Genomic DNA, 13,792 nt, shown 5'->3' on the forward strand with positions numbered 1-13,792 from the left:
CGCATGAACACAGTCATCGAAGAACTGCCAGTACCGGATTTCGAAATCGATCATCCTGATGAGTACGCTCAATATTTCCTGAGCAACCCTCGGGAAATTTCCTTTTATCTCAATCTGCTCGTCAAGCGTGGCTGCCTGGTAAGCGCCCATATCGATGCAGGCCAACAGTTTTTCCTGACGGCGATGGTTGCGGTCGACGAGGAAAAAGGCGAAATTTTGATAGATCCGGCGCAGATCGAGACACTTAACACTGCGGCAGGGGCGGCACGGCAAATCACACTGGCGGCAAACCTGGATCGCGTCAAGGTCCAACTTCGGCTCGGCGCAATGCGCGAATCACAGTTCGATGGTCGGCGAGCCTTATCAACCGACATCCCCCGCACCATCCTGCGTCTTCAACGCAGGGAATTTTTCCGCCTCGAACCGCCGTTGGGTAGCCCGATTGGTTGTCAAATTGCGCTCAATACGCTCGGCACCAATGTCAGAACTTTCGAACCGAGGGTTACCGACATCAGCGGTGGCGGGGTCAGCCTGAGCGCGCCAACCAATCTGGCCGAGGCGTGCCAACCCGGAACGGTGTTCAAGGACTGCCGACTGGACCTACCCGGCGAAGGTGTCCTGCTGGTCAATCTTCGCGTCAGGAAATTGGTGGAAATTTCAGCCAACACCGGCATCCACAATCTGCGGATTGGCTGTGAATTCGTTAACTTGCCGGGAACCCGGCTAGCCATGATCGAGCGCTACATCACTCGCATCGAGCGCGAGCGCAAGGCTCGCGACTCCGGGCTGGCCGATTAGACCTGCATATTCATTACGTCCTGGTAGGCCGAGACGATCTTGTTGCGCACCTGAACCATTTCCTGGAAGGAAACACTGGCTGTCTGCAAGGCAATCATGACTTCATGAAGATTCTGGGTCGTATCGCCGGCGGCAAGCTTTTGCGCCATTTCGTCCGACTGCATTTGAGTCTGATTAACTTTGTCAATGGAGCCTTGCAAAATCTGGGCGAAATCCGCCCCACCGGCTGTCGGCGTACTCTCTGCAGCCTTTCCGGAAGCTTGCGCCGCAGTCGTCCGCAGCGCGCTTAACATTTGTTCGATTCCCAACGTATCCATTTTCAGCTCCAAAACCCACAAGAACTAACAAGCAAATCTCAAGCCAGAATCAATCCTGAAAATGCCCTTCATCCCGATATTGCTGCAACTTGTAGCGCAATGTCCGCTCTGAAATCCCCAGCCTCTCAATGGCTTTCTTGCGCGAGCCCCCCACCTCAGCCAGGGTGCTCAGAATATGCTCACGCTCCAAGTCTTTCATATTATCGGCTTTTTTCAGCGGCTCGGTTAATCCGGCGTCTGACAAAATTTCCTGAGAACGGTGGCCTGAAGGCTGGGTTTCAACATTAGGCCGCGACACGATATGCAAAGTTTCCGCGCCAATATGCTTCCCTGTCGCCATGATCAGCGCACGCTGAATGACATTCTCCAATTCGCGCACGTTGCCAGGCCATGAATGTGCCGTCAAAGCCGCTTCAGCTGCCGGCGTCAAGGACATGCCGGTCCGCCCGAAGCGCCCGCCATGTTCGGCGACAAAATACCGGGCAATGGCGACAATATCCTCGCGACGCTCTCGCAAGGCCGGAATCGCGACGGGAAACACACTGAGCCGATAGTAGAGATCCTCGCGAAATACACCTTTGGCAACAGCCTCAAGCATGTCGCGATTGGACGTCGCGATGATGCGGATATTCAGCGACACGGGCTTTTTGCCGCCAACCCGCTCAACCTCTCGCTCCTGAAGCACCCGCAACAACTTCGCCTGCAGACTCATGGGCATTTCAGTGACTTCATCAAGCAGCAATGTGCCATCCTGCGCCTGCTCGAACTTGCCCGCCTGCGCCTGCTGAGCCCCGGTAAACGCCCCTTTCTCGTAACCGAACAAAGTCGCTTCGAGAAGGCTGTCGGGAATCGCCGCGCAGTTGATGGCCACAAACGGGCCGCTCTTGCGAGCAGACTGGCGATGAATAAATCGGGCAACGACCTCTTTGCCCACCCCGGACTCCCCGGTGAGCAGCACGGTGGCATCGGTCTGTGCCACACGCTGGGCAATTGCAAACAACTCACGGCTGGCCGGGTCAATCGAAATAACGCCGTCACTCCCCTCGTTTTCCGGCAGTTCATATTTATTAATGTGCGCGAGAAGCGCCTTCGGCTCAAATGGCTTTAGCAGGAAGTCACAAGCGCCTGAACGCATGGCGTCAACGGCCTTCTCGACCTCGGCATAGGCGGTCATCAGCACCACGGGCAGATGGGGCAAACGACCGCGAATTTCCTTGAGCAACACAATGCCATCCATTGGCATCATGCGGACATCGCTGATCACGATTGAAAATGCCTGCTCCCCCAGCGCCTTGAGGGCGGCCTCCCCGCCATCGACAGCCACATACGGGCGCCCCGCCAGCTCCAAGGTATCGCCGATTGCTTCGCGCAAGCTGGGATCGTCCTCAACAACCAATATCGGCAAACTGTGTTCTGCCATTTTATTCAGTTCCGTTCTCTGCCAAGCCAACTGGCAGCGTCATGACAAACTCCGCCCCGGAACCGGGTTCGGAAACAAGCGCTATCGCGCCGCCGTGAGCTCTTGCTACGCCAAGGGCAATGGCCAGACCAAGGCCGGTTCCCTGTCCTTTGGTCGTAAAAAACGGTTCAAATATTCGAGCCTTGGCTTCGCGGGTAATTCCTGAACCGCTGTCGCACACACCAATCAACAGCGTGTCGCCGCGGCGATTGCCGGAGAGGCAAATTTTGCCGCCTGCCGGTGTCGCTTGCAGGGCATTTTCGAGCAGGTTGACCAGCGCACCAAAGAGGGATTTTCTACTACCAACGATGACCGCCCCTTCACAACGATCAATCACTGAAAAATCCACACCATGTTCCCGCATCAACGGCTCAACGGTTTGGGCTGCCTCCGCGAGCAAATCGCCAGCCGCGATGACGTCCCGCCCGATGCTTTCGCCCCGCGCAAAAAGCAGTACATCCTGAATCAAGCGCTCAAGCCTACGCAATTGGCCAGTAGCCTTTTCGGCAAAGCGTGCACGCATCTCATCGGGCACCCCGGCTTGACCAAGATTGGATGTGTGAAGCAACGCCGCAGCCAACGGTGTGCGCAATTGATGCGCCAATGAGGCGGCCATTTCGCCCATGGCCGCCAAGCGCTGATTACGCTCAAGTTCGGTTTGCATTCGGTGCGCCGCCGTCACGTCATGAATCAGCAGTATTTTCCCACCGCCGGATGGCAAAGCACTTTCCGCAATAGACACGCGACCATCGCCAAGTAACCATTCGCCGACAGTCATGGTCGGCTCAAGACTGGCGCGCGCCACATCCCCCCAGTGCCGCCCCAGCATCTCGGCACCAAAGAGCGCCATGGCGGCAGGATTGACCGCAATCACAACAGCCGTCGAATTGAGCAGGACGACCCCGGCAGGCAAAGCATCGAGCAAAGACGACAAACGTTCGGAAAGCGCCTCTTTTTCCTGATATTGCCTGCGCAACTCACCATTGGCTATGGCCAGCTCTTCAGTCAGCGATGCAGCGCGCAGTTGTAACGCCTCATATGCCTGAGTCAACTCGGCCGAAACCTGGTTGAACATGGCAAACGCACGTTGCAATTCGGCGGTCTTGGTGTCGTGATCTGGCATTACGGGATTGGTTTGCACCGCTTCGATAGAAAAAGATAGGGTGGATTCAGTGCGGGTAATAGTAGAATATTTCTAGGAAAATTTGGCTTCTCGATTGATTCTTCTTCTGTTTCACCGTAATTTGACCGGCTATTGATGGCAGCAACCACTGAGACGACAGCAGGAACAGCACCGGACGGAAACCCGGTGGAGCGTCTGCGCGACGCCTTCAACCGGCTCGGCAGCCAGCAGAAACTTGTCTTCATGGTCGCGGTGGCAGCAATTTTTGCCATCATTGTTGGCACGATACTCTGGAGTCGCCAGCCTGACTGGAAAACACTGTTCTCCAACCTGACAGAAAAAGATGGTGGCGCTATCGTCACCATTCTGGAGCAGCAGAACGTACCGCATCGCTATACCGACAACGGCGCATTGCAGGTACCCGCCGATCGTGTGCACGAAGTAAGACTCAAGCTTGCCTCGCAAGGACTGCCCCGCGGCGGCATGATTGGCTTCGAGCTGATGGAGAACCAGAAATTCGGTGTCAGCCAGTTTGCCGAGCAGGTCAACTACCAACGTGGTCTCGAAGGCGAACTGGCGCGCACCATCCAGTCGATCGGCGCCATTCAGTCAGCCCGCGTGCACTTGGCGATACCAAAACCTTCCGTATTCGTACGAGAAGAGCAGAAGCCGACAGCTTCGGTCATGCTCAGCCTGTACCCAGGGCGTAGCCTTGATGGCGCCCAGATTGCCGGCATCACCCATCTGGTCTCCTCCAGCGTGCCGCAGCTCCCAGCCAGCAATGTGGCGGTCATTGACCAGAGTGGGGCTTTGCTCTCCCAGCTCAAGGACAAGCAAACTGAAGCCGGCCTGGACCCTACCCAGATTAAATATGTTCGTGATGTAGAAAGCAGCATCATCAAGCGTATTTCCGAAATTCTCAGTCCTATGCTGGGTCAGGACAATTTCAAGGTGCAGGTTGCGGCCGATATCGACTTTTCACAAAGCGAGCAAACTGCTGAAACCTATCGCCCGAACAACACACCGGAAAGCGCCAGCATCCGCAGCCGCCAAAACAACGAAAGCGCGAGCGTCAATCAAGCTACCGGCGGCGTGCCTGGGGCACTGACCAACCAACCGCCTGTTCCGGCGACCGCGCCCTTAACGCAGCCCCCCACAGGCAACTCCCCCGGTCAACCGGGAAAACCGGGCGAAATTCAAGGAAAAGTCGACGCCGCGGGCATCACCGCGCCACTCAATGCAGCCGGTCAGCCGATCAGCACCAGCAAAAATGCAACAATCAACTACGAAGTCGACAAGACCATCCGTCACACCAAGCAAGGTATGGGCGATATCCGGCGCCTTTCAGCAGCCATCGTGGTTAATCACCGCAAGGATGTCGACAAGAATGGACAGCCGGTCAGTAAGCCACTTCCCGAAGCGGAGATGAAGCAGCTCAACGAACTGGTCCGCGAAGCAATGGGCTACAACAAGGAACGCGGCGATACCATTTCGGTAGCCAACGCCCCATTCACTGCTGTTGACAAGAGTGAAGCCGAATTGCCGGTCTGGAAAGATCCTGAAAACATTTCCTACATCAAGGATCTACTGAAATACCTCCTGATCGCAGGTATCGTCGCCTTCCTTTACCTGAAGGTCATCCAGCCTTCGGTAAAGACCATGTTCTCCCCCCCCAAGGATGCAGTGGGGTCGCACGGGCAGGGTGAAGGCAGAATTTCGGCACATGGCGATGGTGACGGAAGTGGAACGACAGAAGCCGGAGAAGACGGCGCCACCCAAGTACACATCGACCATTATGTGGTCATGATCCAGAAAGCACGTGAGCTCGCCGACAAAGACCCGAAAGCCGTAGCCAACATTATCAAGGATTGGATGGGCGTCAATGGCAACTAGCCCTGAAGAAGGCCTCGAAAAGAGCGCCACGCTACTTATTGCACTCGGCGAAGATCACGCTGCCGAAGTACTCAAGCATCTCGGCCCCAGAGAGGTGCAGAAGCTCGGCCATGCAATGGCCTTGTTGAAATCCGTTCCTCGCACTAAAGTCGAAGGAATTCTCAGTGAGTTTCACCAGATCGCAGAGGAGCAGTCAGCGGTTCACGTCGATACCGATGCGTACATCCGCAACGTACTTAACAAAGCCCTGGGCGACGACAAGGCCTCAAACCTCATTTCGCGCATTCTGCAAACAGGAGAAACCTCCGGCATTGAAGGATTGAAGTGGATGGACGCGACCACCGTCGCCGACCTGATTAAAAACGAGCACCCGCAAATCATCGCGACAATTCTCGTTCATCTGGAACACGACCATGCCAGCGAAATTCTCAATCATTTCACGGAGCGTTTGCGCAACGATGTCGTGCTCCGTATTGCTACGCTTGAAGGCATCCAGCCCGCTGCGCTCAAGGAACTTAACGAGGCCATGATGCGTATCCTAGCGGGCTCATCCAGTGTCAAGCGCACGGCCATGGGCGGCGTACGAACCGTTGCAGAAATTCTCAATTTCATTGGCACCAACAACGAAACTTCGGTTGTCGACGCCATTCGCGAATACGATCCCGATCTCGCGCAAAAGATTCTCGACGAAATGTTTGTTTTCGAAAATCTGCTGGAAATCGACGACCGTTCCATTCAACTCATCCTTCGCGAAGTTCAGTCCGATTCCCTGATCCTCGCACTCAAAGGAGCCTCCCCAGAATTGCGCGAGAAAATCTTCAAGAACATGTCACAGCGTGCCGCTGAAATGTTGCGAGAAGACCTGGAGTCAAAGGGGCCGGTCCGACTATCCGAGGTCGAGGCCGAACAGAAGGAAATTCTAAAGGTCGTTCGCCGCCTTGCCGACGAGGGACAAATTGTCCTCGGTGGCGCCGGCGGCGAGCAGATGCTCTAACCCATGTCAGGCTTCATTCCCAAAGAGCGACTTGCCGGCTATCAACGCTGGCAAGTTACCTCCTTCGATAAAGCGGCTCAGCCAAGCGCCGAAAAAATTGCGGCTGCGCCCCCCAAGGAAATACCTTCAAGCAATTCGAATGTGGCCGAGACAATCGTCGAAATGCCCTTTCCCACAGCAGATGCGCTTCAACAAATCAATGAGGAAGCTCGCACCGAAGGATTTAGGGTCGGCTACGAAGAAGGCCGAGCGGCCATCGAAGCTGAGCTGGCGAAAAACGCGGATAACCAGATTCAGCAACTCTGCGCCATTGTCGGAAATCTGCATGTTTCAATCGCCCACTTGGACCAAAACATTGCTGATCAGCTACTCGATCTCGGACTTGAAATTGCCACGCAAGTCTTGCGTGGCAGCCTGTCCGTGCAGCGCGACCTGCTGCTACCAACAATACGCGAGGCAATTGCCGACCTTCCCTTCCATCATGGAGCAATTTCATTGCACCTGAATCCGGAAGATGTAAACGTCCTGCGCACAGCCCTGACCGAACAACTCGCCCATACTGGTGCCCACATCGTACCGGACAGCAACATCTCTCCAGGCGGTTGCCAAATTACCGCTGGCAATTGCGGTATCGACGCAACTATCGAAACGCGCTGGAAGCGTGTCATTGAAGCCATTGGCGCCAATCCGCAAGAATGGCTGAACGAGACTTAACCCTTCCCCTACCCGATCATATCGGGCGCTGGCAGCGGTTTCTCGCCTACTGCCAAAATTCGGCCGCCCAGGCCCAGCCACTCTGGCCGAGTGGTCGCCTTACCAGAATAAATGGTCTGGTGATGGAGGCCACAGGACTCAAACTACCACTTGGCAGCACCTGTCGAATCGTTCCTAGCGGTGGCGCCCCGGTTGAAGCAGAAGTCGTTGGCTTTGCCAATGAGAAACTCTATCTAATGCCGTCCGATGATGTCTTTGGACTTGCTCCGGGTGCCAAGGTTGAAGCCTGCGACCCGCCATCGCCCCCGCCCTGCATTGATTTTCCGGGAATAAAAAGACGACGTGCCATTGACCGCGCCAAACAGGTTCCGGTCGGTAACGAATTACTGGGCCGAGTTCTTGATGGTGTGGGGCGCCCACTCGACAACAAGGGCCCAATAGTTACCGAGTCGTCTCGCTCGCTTCAAAGCCGGCCATTCAATCCGATGATGCGCGCCTCAATCGATAAGCCGCTGGATGTAGGCATTCGCGCGATCAACTCTCTTTTGACAGTCGGACGCGGCCAACGCATGGGGCTATTTGCTGGGTCCGGAGTAGGAAAATCGGTATTGCTTGGCATGATGGCCCGCTATACAGAGGCTGAGGTTATTGTCGTTGGACTGATTGGCGAACGCGGGCGAGAGGTCAAAGAGTTCATCGAACAAATTCTTGGAGAAGAGGGAATGCGGCGCGCGGTCGTCGTAGCAGCGCCGGCAGATACCGGCCCGCTAATGCGGCTACAGGGTGCGGCATACGCCACGACAATCGCCGAGTATTTTCGTGACCAAGGCAAGCAGGTGCTATTGATCATGGACTCTCTAACCCGCTATGCAATGGCTCAACGTGAAATTGCCTTGGCCATTGGAGAACCTCCCGCCACCCGCGGCTATCCGCCATCCGTATTTGCCCGCCTACCGCAACTTGTTGAGCGAGCCGGAAATGGGCGGGTTGGCGGCGGTTCGATCACCGCCTTTTATACCGTGCTCGCTGAAGGTGACGACCAACAAGACCCCATCGCCGACTCGGCACGCGCCATTCTGGATGGCCATATTGTGTTGTCACGCACCTTGGCCGATGCCGGGCATTACCCTGCAATTGACATTGAACAATCAATTAGCCGAGCCATGGTGAGCTTGATCGACAACGATCAACTTGAAAACATACGAAAATTCAAAGTATTTTTTTCAAGATATCAGCGTTCACGTGACCTGATTTCGGTAGGCGCATATTCTCCAGGCTCCGACCCGGTCCTCGACCAAGCGATTGGCGCATATCCGAAGATGGAGCATTTTCTACAGCAGCAACTAACTGAGCAATCCAGTTTCCCGGCCAGCATAGAGGCCTTGAAAAATCTCTTCTAACCGAACATGACACAAGCCTTCTCACTGCAACCATTGCTCGAGGTCATGCAGACACGCTCAGATGAAGCCACGCGCAAGCTAGGCAAATTAATCGCTGCCGAGCAAAGTCAGCGTAGCCGTTTAGAGATGCTTGAACAGTACCGTGATGAATACGCTCAACGCTTGCGTGATGCCACAATGCAAGGCGTCACACGCTTCATACTGCTGAATTATCAAGCCTTTCTTGCCAGGATAGACGAAGCAATTTCACAACAGCGAATTGCCGTTGAGACCTCAGAACTGAGCACCAAAGCCGGCAAGGATCACTGGCAGGAACAGAACAAAAAGCTAAAGGCAATTGATACTCTCTCGCTGCGCCACGACGCTCGTATGCGCTACCGCGAAAACCGGCAGGACCAAAAGCTACAAGACGAATTCTCTTCAAGAAAATACAGCATCAAGGAGAATTCCGAGGACGGCGACCTCTAGAGAATAGTATTAGGCATATATATTGCTCAAGTGTTAGCAAATAAGTATCTACTTTGGGGGTTGCATGAGCGTCAGTATCGTTTCCAACACCGCTGCCAACCTTGGCATCTCTGCTTCCGGCGCTGCGGCATCACCAATCAATGAATTACCTGCTGATTTTGCGACATTACTATTCGCTCAAACCCGGGGTGCGGCTCAATCGCAAATCACAGCCTCGACCGCGGGCTTGTCGAATAAATTGGAAAATAGTGGAATGCTGGCGGACAAAGCAGAAAAGTCGGGTGATGAACCATTCGATTCTGCAATGCTTGGTGCCATGCTCGGCATACTTCAGCCACCAGTTGCAAGCCCTCAACCACAGAACGTGGCGAGCTTCGGGTCGGGCAACCACGAAGACAACGCGCTCCTTGAGACACCTTCCGAATTAACGTCGCCAATCAAATCAGAATCAAACGGTGCTGACTCAAAATCAACAAGCAAAGAAAATGGCAGCTTAATAAATTCGCTTCAAGAGAAAGCCCCCCCGATCGCCGCATTGGCAAATGAAGCGGCAAATATTGCCGCCGACTCGCCCGGCAATCATGGCCCATCTCCGGGTTTCGATCTTGCACTGACCAATGTGGCTTTTCCTCAAGAAAAACTGGACCCTAAACAGGTTGCGGTAAGTACACCGCTAACTAGCCCGACATGGCCGGAGAAATTCGGCGAAAGAATTGTCTGGCTCGCAAAAAATAATCAACAATCCGCTCAAATCAATATTAATCCACCTCAATTGGGCCCGGTGCAGATCACGCTTAATCTGAGCGGCGACCAAGCAAATGCCATATTTACCTCACCGCACCCGGAAGTTCGACAGTCCATTGAAGCAAGCTTGCCTCAACTGAGAGAAATGCTGGCTTCCGTTGGCATCAGCCTTGGGGATGCCAACGTTGGCGCCAATTTTTCCCAACAAAGCCAGCATCAACCCTTTCTGTCGGGAAACAGAAACCAATCAATGGGTGAAAACGCTATACTCCCGGCAAACGAGAAAGCTGCAACTATCGCAAGCTCGCAGGCTCTCCAAAGGGGCCGCGGACTGGTAGATTTGTTCGCCTGACCACAAAGGGATACAAGAGAGGAAGATTCATGGCCAAGGATGCCAAGCCAGCGGACGACGGGGTTGCCGAGCCCCCCAAAAAAAGCAAAAAACTGTTGATCATCATCCTCACTGTCGTTCTGCTTGTAGTTCTTGGCGGCGGCGGTGCTGCGTACATGCTTCTCAAGAAGGGTGATCACTCAGAAGATGGCGATGAGGAAGTCCCGGAAGAAACCACCAAGTCCAAGAAAAAAGACAAGAAAAAAGAGGCTCACGCTGCGCCTGTTTTCGTAAATCTCGAGGCATTCACAGTGAACCTGGTGCCTGAAACCGGAGACCAGTACCTACAGGTGATCGTCTCTCTTGAAATCGAGGATCCGGCCGAAGAGCCTACCCTCAAAACGCAGATGCCAAAAATTCGCAATAATCTGACTTTGCTACTCTCCTCCAAGAAAGCCTCGGAGTTGTTGACAAAGGAGGGTAAGGAGCAGCTGGCTGAAACATTGAAAGACGAGATCAATTCCGTCATCAATCCGCCAAAGAAAAACAGAAAGGGCGAAATGGTCACGCCGGAAGGCCCTGTCAAGTCTGTTCTTTTCACCTCCTTCATTATTCAGTAAGGAGCCATGGCAGGCGATTTTCTCTCTCAAGATGAAGTTGACGCGCTTCTCAAGGGCGTCACTGGCGAAGCCGACGAACCCGAAGAGAGTGAGGGCGATGGCGGGGGGGTCCGCGCCTACAACATTGGCACCCAGGAACGCATCGTCCGAGGACGCATGCCAACGTTGGAGTTGGTTAACGAGCGATTTGCCCGTTATCTTCGCATTGGCCTTTTCAACTACATGCACCGGAATGCCGAGATTTCTGTAGGACCTATTCGCGTTCAAAAATACAGCGAATTCATTCGTAACCTTGTCGTACCGACCAACCTGAATCTGGTCATTGCAAAACCCTTGCGCGGTACAGCTCTTTTCGTTTTTGACCCCAACCTCGTCTTCTTGGTCGTCGATAATATGTTTGGGGGTGATGGGCGATTCCATACCCGCGTCGAAGGACGTGATTTCACGCCTACAGAACAACGCATCATTCAAGGATTGCTCAACGTTGTATTTACGGAATACAGCAAATCCTGGAAGCCAGTTTACGACATCAACTTTGAGTACATTCGCTCAGAGATGAACTCGCAATTTGCCAATATCGCCACGCCTTCGGAAATCGTGGTGTCTACCACCTTTACCTTGGAATTTGGTGGGGCGACGGCGGATATGCACATTTGCTTCCCATACTCCATGCTTGAGCCCATACGGGATTTGCTATACAGCACCATGCAGAGCGACCAGCTCTCATCCGACAAGCGCTGGATTGGAACACTGCGCAAGCAATTACAAGGCGCTGAAGTCGAAATCGTAGCCCAACTTGGCTCCGGAAAAATCACTCTAGGTCAAATATTGAAACTAAAAATTGGTGATGTGGTTCCTCTACATATCCCGGAAAAAATTGAAGCAATGGTCGACGGAGTTCCTCTGATCGAATGTACCTTTGGCCAACAGAGCGGCCAATATGCGTTGAAAGTTGAGCGATTTATCGCAGCAGCACCCGAAGCACCGCACGCCGATGTTGCACCCGGAGAAAAAAATGGCTGACGAAATGGAAAATATTGAAAACAATGCCGCGGTGGATGCGGACCAAATCAGCGAAGATGACTGGGCTGCAGCAATGGCAGAGCAAGCCATCACCGACCCCTCTTCAGGCCAGGCTGCACAGCCGGCAGATATCTTCCCCTCCTTTGGCGGTAACTCAGGCAATACTGGCATGATGAACGAACTGGACATGATTCTGGATATACCCGTCCAGATTACAGTCGAGCTCGGGCGCACAAAAATAACCATAAAGAACCTGCTGCAATTAGCCCACGGCTCAGTCGTTGAACTGGACGCAATGGCCGGCGAACCCATGGACGTCATGGTCAATGGCACGCTGATTGCCCAAGGAGAAGTTGTCGTGGTTAACGACAAATTCGGTATTCGTTTGACCGACATCATCACCCCCTCCGAACGGATGCGAAAACTCAATCGCTAAACACCCCAGCAAGATTGCATTAAGATAGCTGACTGATTTCACGCTCCCTGGGTCTGCCTTGCTACGTTTCATTTCATTATTCCTCCCCACCGCTGTATATGCTGCCGAATCGGCACCGGTTGGCGTTTCTTCGGGGACCTATATACAGGCTGCACTAGCCTTGGTACTGATTGTCGGCGTCCTGGCCGGAACCGCTTGGTTGGCACGTAAAGTTTCCGGCGGAAAAGGTTTCGGGCGAGGAGGAATGAAGATTGTCGGCGGAGTGGCGCTCGGCCCACGTGAGCGTATTGTTCTGCTCGAAATAGGAAACGAGTGGTTGGTTGTAGGCATAGTGCCAGGCCAAATTCGTACGTTGCATCGTTTGGAGAAAGGTAGTACACCAAGCGAAAACCCACTGGCCACAGCTGACAAACCATTTGCACAGTGGTTACATGGAATTACAGAGCGGCGCGGCCATGAATAGGCACGTAGCGATCGGGATTGCCCTCCTGCTGCCCATCGGACTTGCTCTTGCGCAAACCAATGCAGGGGGACTCCCTGCAATCACCAGCACGCCAACTGCAGGCGGTGGAACCACTTACTCACTGACGATACAAACATTGCTGTTGATGACTGCCTTGTCCTTCATACCGGCCATCGTGCTGATGATGACAGGCTTTACTCGTATCGTCATTGTGCTTTCTTTGCTGCGCCATGCCATGGGTATGCAGACTGCGCCGCCAAACCAAGTCATCGTCGGATTGTCCCTGTTCCTAACCTTTTTCGTGATGAGTCCGGTTCTGGAAAAAGTATATACGGAGGCCTATGTTCCGCTCTCCGAAAACCGGATAAACATCATTCAGGCCGCTGATCGTGCAGCGATCCCTATGCGTGGGTTCATGCTTAAACAGACCCGAGAATCCGATCTCGCCCTATTTGCCGGGATCGCAAAAATCGACAAGATAGAAAAGCCCGAAGACACACCACTACGTATTTTGGTCCCGGCTTTTGTAATCAGTGAGCTTAAAACCGCATTCCAGATCGGTTTCATCATTTTCATTCCATTTCTCGTCATAGACATGGTCGTCGCCAGCATGTTGATGTCTATGGGGATGATGATGATGTCTCCGGTGATGATAGCCATGCCTTTCAAACTGATGCTCTTTGTTCTGGTTGACGGCTGGCATCTTGTTATTGGTTCGCTGATTCAGAGTTTCAGTCCATGACTCCGGGAATCGTCATGGAAATTGGCAGACAGGCTATCGAAGTCACGCTTCTGATTTCCGCTCCAATGCTGCTCACAGCGCTTATCGTCGGACTCATTGTCAGCATCTTCCAAGCCGCCACTCAACTGAACGAGTCCACACTGCAATTTGTTCCCAAACTGGTAGCAATGTTCGTTGTGCTACTTTTAGCAGGCCCCTGGATACTGCAGTACCTGATCGATTACATCCAGCGCCTTTTCGGCAGTATTCCGCAATTGATTGGCTAAT

General features: G+C 53.6%; 16 protein-coding genes. 13 read left to right on the forward strand and 3 right to left on the reverse strand.

Annotated elements, in window-relative coordinates; genetic code table 11:
* Window positions 1-3: 3 nt before the first annotated feature.
* Window positions 4-798 carry a flagellar brake protein gene (locus IPJ12_05455; GenBank protein MBK7646604.1) on the forward strand — a complete coding sequence of 265 codons (795 nt, stop codon included), beginning with the start codon at window positions 4-6 and terminating at the stop codon, window positions 796-798.
* Here the strand turns inward: IPJ12_05455 and fliE are convergent.
* The 3 genes from fliE to IPJ12_05470 are packed head-to-tail and all read right to left on the reverse strand — an operon-like array spanning window position 795 to window position 3,724.
* Window positions 795-1,115: a flagellar hook-basal body complex protein FliE gene (gene fliE, locus IPJ12_05460; protein ID MBK7646605.1), complete on the reverse strand. Its 321-nt coding sequence runs from the start codon at window positions 1,113-1,115 to the stop codon at window positions 795-797. The two genes, IPJ12_05455 and fliE, sit on opposite strands and share 4 nt — an antisense overlap.
* Window positions 1,116-1,164: 49 nt before the next feature.
* The gene (locus tag IPJ12_05465; GenBank protein ID MBK7646606.1) at window positions 1,165-2,535 is read right to left on the reverse strand and encodes a sigma-54-dependent Fis family transcriptional regulator; all 1,371 of its coding nucleotides are present in this window, start codon (window positions 2,533-2,535) and stop codon (window positions 1,165-1,167) included.
* 1 nt (window position 2,536) lies between these two features.
* Window positions 2,537-3,724 carry a PAS domain-containing protein gene (locus IPJ12_05470; protein ID MBK7646607.1) on the reverse strand — a complete coding sequence of 396 codons (1,188 nt, stop codon included), beginning with the start codon at window positions 3,722-3,724 and terminating at the stop codon, window positions 2,537-2,539.
* 108 nt (window positions 3,725-3,832) lie between these two features.
* Between IPJ12_05470 and fliF the strand changes: the two genes are divergently transcribed.
* The 12 genes from fliF (at window position 3,833) to fliQ (ending at window position 13,791) form a co-directional block, all read left to right on the forward strand.
* Complete coding sequence (gene fliF, locus IPJ12_05475; GenBank protein ID MBK7646608.1) at window positions 3,833-5,590, forward strand: flagellar M-ring protein FliF; 1,758 nt, start codon at window positions 3,833-3,835, stop codon at window positions 5,588-5,590.
* On the forward strand, window positions 5,580-6,584 hold the full coding sequence (gene fliG, locus IPJ12_05480) for a flagellar motor switch protein FliG (protein MBK7646609.1): 1,005 nt from the start codon (window positions 5,580-5,582) through the stop codon (window positions 6,582-6,584). Before fliF ends, fliG begins: the two co-directional genes overlap by 11 nt.
* Before the next feature lie 3 nt (window positions 6,585-6,587).
* Window positions 6,588-7,298, forward strand: a complete 711-nt coding sequence (locus IPJ12_05485; GenBank protein ID MBK7646610.1) for a flagellar assembly protein FliH — start codon at window positions 6,588-6,590, stop codon at window positions 7,296-7,298.
* Complete coding sequence (gene fliI, locus IPJ12_05490; protein MBK7646611.1) at window positions 7,280-8,698, forward strand: flagellar protein export ATPase FliI; 1,419 nt, start codon at window positions 7,280-7,282, stop codon at window positions 8,696-8,698. The genes IPJ12_05485 and fliI overlap by 19 nt, the downstream gene beginning before the upstream one ends.
* A 6-nt stretch (window positions 8,699-8,704) precedes the next feature.
* A complete protein-coding gene (gene fliJ / locus IPJ12_05495; protein ID MBK7646612.1) occupies window positions 8,705-9,166 on the forward strand; it encodes a flagellar export protein FliJ in 462 nt (153 codons plus the stop codon).
* 64 nt (window positions 9,167-9,230) lie between these two features.
* A complete protein-coding gene (locus IPJ12_05500) occupies window positions 9,231-10,262 on the forward strand; it encodes a flagellar hook-length control protein FliK (protein MBK7646613.1) in 1,032 nt (343 codons plus the stop codon).
* Between the two features lie 29 nt (window positions 10,263-10,291).
* Window positions 10,292-10,861: a flagellar basal body-associated FliL family protein gene (locus tag IPJ12_05505; GenBank protein MBK7646614.1), complete on the forward strand. Its 570-nt coding sequence runs from the start codon at window positions 10,292-10,294 to the stop codon at window positions 10,859-10,861.
* 6 nt (window positions 10,862-10,867) lie between these two features.
* Complete coding sequence (gene fliM / locus IPJ12_05510) at window positions 10,868-11,884, forward strand: flagellar motor switch protein FliM (protein ID MBK7646615.1); 1,017 nt, start codon at window positions 10,868-10,870, stop codon at window positions 11,882-11,884.
* On the forward strand, window positions 11,877-12,320 hold the full coding sequence (fliN, locus tag IPJ12_05515; GenBank protein MBK7646616.1) for a flagellar motor switch protein FliN: 444 nt from the start codon (window positions 11,877-11,879) through the stop codon (window positions 12,318-12,320). The genes fliM and fliN overlap by 8 nt, the downstream gene beginning before the upstream one ends.
* 58 nt (window positions 12,321-12,378) lie before the next feature.
* Window positions 12,379-12,783: a flagellar biosynthetic protein FliO gene (fliO, locus tag IPJ12_05520; GenBank protein MBK7646617.1), complete on the forward strand. Its 405-nt coding sequence runs from the start codon at window positions 12,379-12,381 to the stop codon at window positions 12,781-12,783.
* Window positions 12,776-13,525, forward strand: a complete 750-nt coding sequence (gene fliP, locus IPJ12_05525) for a flagellar type III secretion system pore protein FliP (GenBank protein MBK7646618.1) — start codon at window positions 12,776-12,778, stop codon at window positions 13,523-13,525. Before fliO ends, fliP begins: the two co-directional genes overlap by 8 nt.
* Complete coding sequence (fliQ, locus tag IPJ12_05530) at window positions 13,522-13,791, forward strand: flagellar biosynthesis protein FliQ (GenBank protein ID MBK7646619.1); 270 nt, start codon at window positions 13,522-13,524, stop codon at window positions 13,789-13,791. The genes fliP and fliQ overlap by 4 nt, the downstream gene beginning before the upstream one ends.
* The last annotated feature ends 1 nt before the right edge of the window (window position 13,792 follow it).

The organism is Betaproteobacteria bacterium (assembly GCA_016709965.1).
Taxonomy (GTDB): domain Bacteria; phylum Pseudomonadota; class Gammaproteobacteria; order Burkholderiales; family Rhodocyclaceae; genus Azonexus; species Azonexus amarohabitans.

What these genes read in the sequence shown, in the direction of transcription:
- IPJ12_05505 (MBK7646614.1), top strand. Translation starts at nt 10,292, where the DNA reads ATGGCCAAGGATGCCAAGCCAGCGGACGACGGGGTTGCCGAGCCCCCC.
- fliJ (MBK7646612.1), top strand. Translation starts at nt 8,705, where the DNA reads ATGACACAAGCCTTCTCACTGCAACCATTGCTCGAGGTCATGCAGACA.
- fliQ (MBK7646619.1), top strand. Translation starts at nt 13,522, where the DNA reads ATGACTCCGGGAATCGTCATGGAAATTGGCAGACAGGCTATCGAAGTC.
- IPJ12_05465 (MBK7646606.1), bottom strand. Translation starts at nt 2,535, where the DNA reads ATGGCAGAACACAGTTTGCCGATATTGGTTGTTGAGGACGATCCCAGC.
- fliG (MBK7646609.1), top strand. Translation starts at nt 5,580, where the DNA reads ATGGCAACTAGCCCTGAAGAAGGCCTCGAAAAGAGCGCCACGCTACTT.
- fliP (MBK7646618.1), top strand. Translation starts at nt 12,776, where the DNA reads ATGAATAGGCACGTAGCGATCGGGATTGCCCTCCTGCTGCCCATCGGA.
- fliF (MBK7646608.1), top strand. Translation starts at nt 3,833, where the DNA reads ATGGCAGCAACCACTGAGACGACAGCAGGAACAGCACCGGACGGAAAC.
- IPJ12_05500 (MBK7646613.1), top strand. Translation starts at nt 9,231, where the DNA reads ATGAGCGTCAGTATCGTTTCCAACACCGCTGCCAACCTTGGCATCTCT.
- fliI (MBK7646611.1), top strand. Translation starts at nt 7,280, where the DNA reads ATGGCTGAACGAGACTTAACCCTTCCCCTACCCGATCATATCGGGCGC.
- fliN (MBK7646616.1), top strand. Translation starts at nt 11,877, where the DNA reads ATGGCTGACGAAATGGAAAATATTGAAAACAATGCCGCGGTGGATGCG.
- IPJ12_05455 (MBK7646604.1), top strand. Translation starts at nt 4, where the DNA reads ATGAACACAGTCATCGAAGAACTGCCAGTACCGGATTTCGAAATCGAT.
- fliM (MBK7646615.1), top strand. Translation starts at nt 10,868, where the DNA reads ATGGCAGGCGATTTTCTCTCTCAAGATGAAGTTGACGCGCTTCTCAAG.
- IPJ12_05485 (MBK7646610.1), top strand. Translation starts at nt 6,588, where the DNA reads ATGTCAGGCTTCATTCCCAAAGAGCGACTTGCCGGCTATCAACGCTGG.
- fliE (MBK7646605.1), bottom strand. Translation starts at nt 1,115, where the DNA reads ATGGATACGTTGGGAATCGAACAAATGTTAAGCGCGCTGCGGACGACT.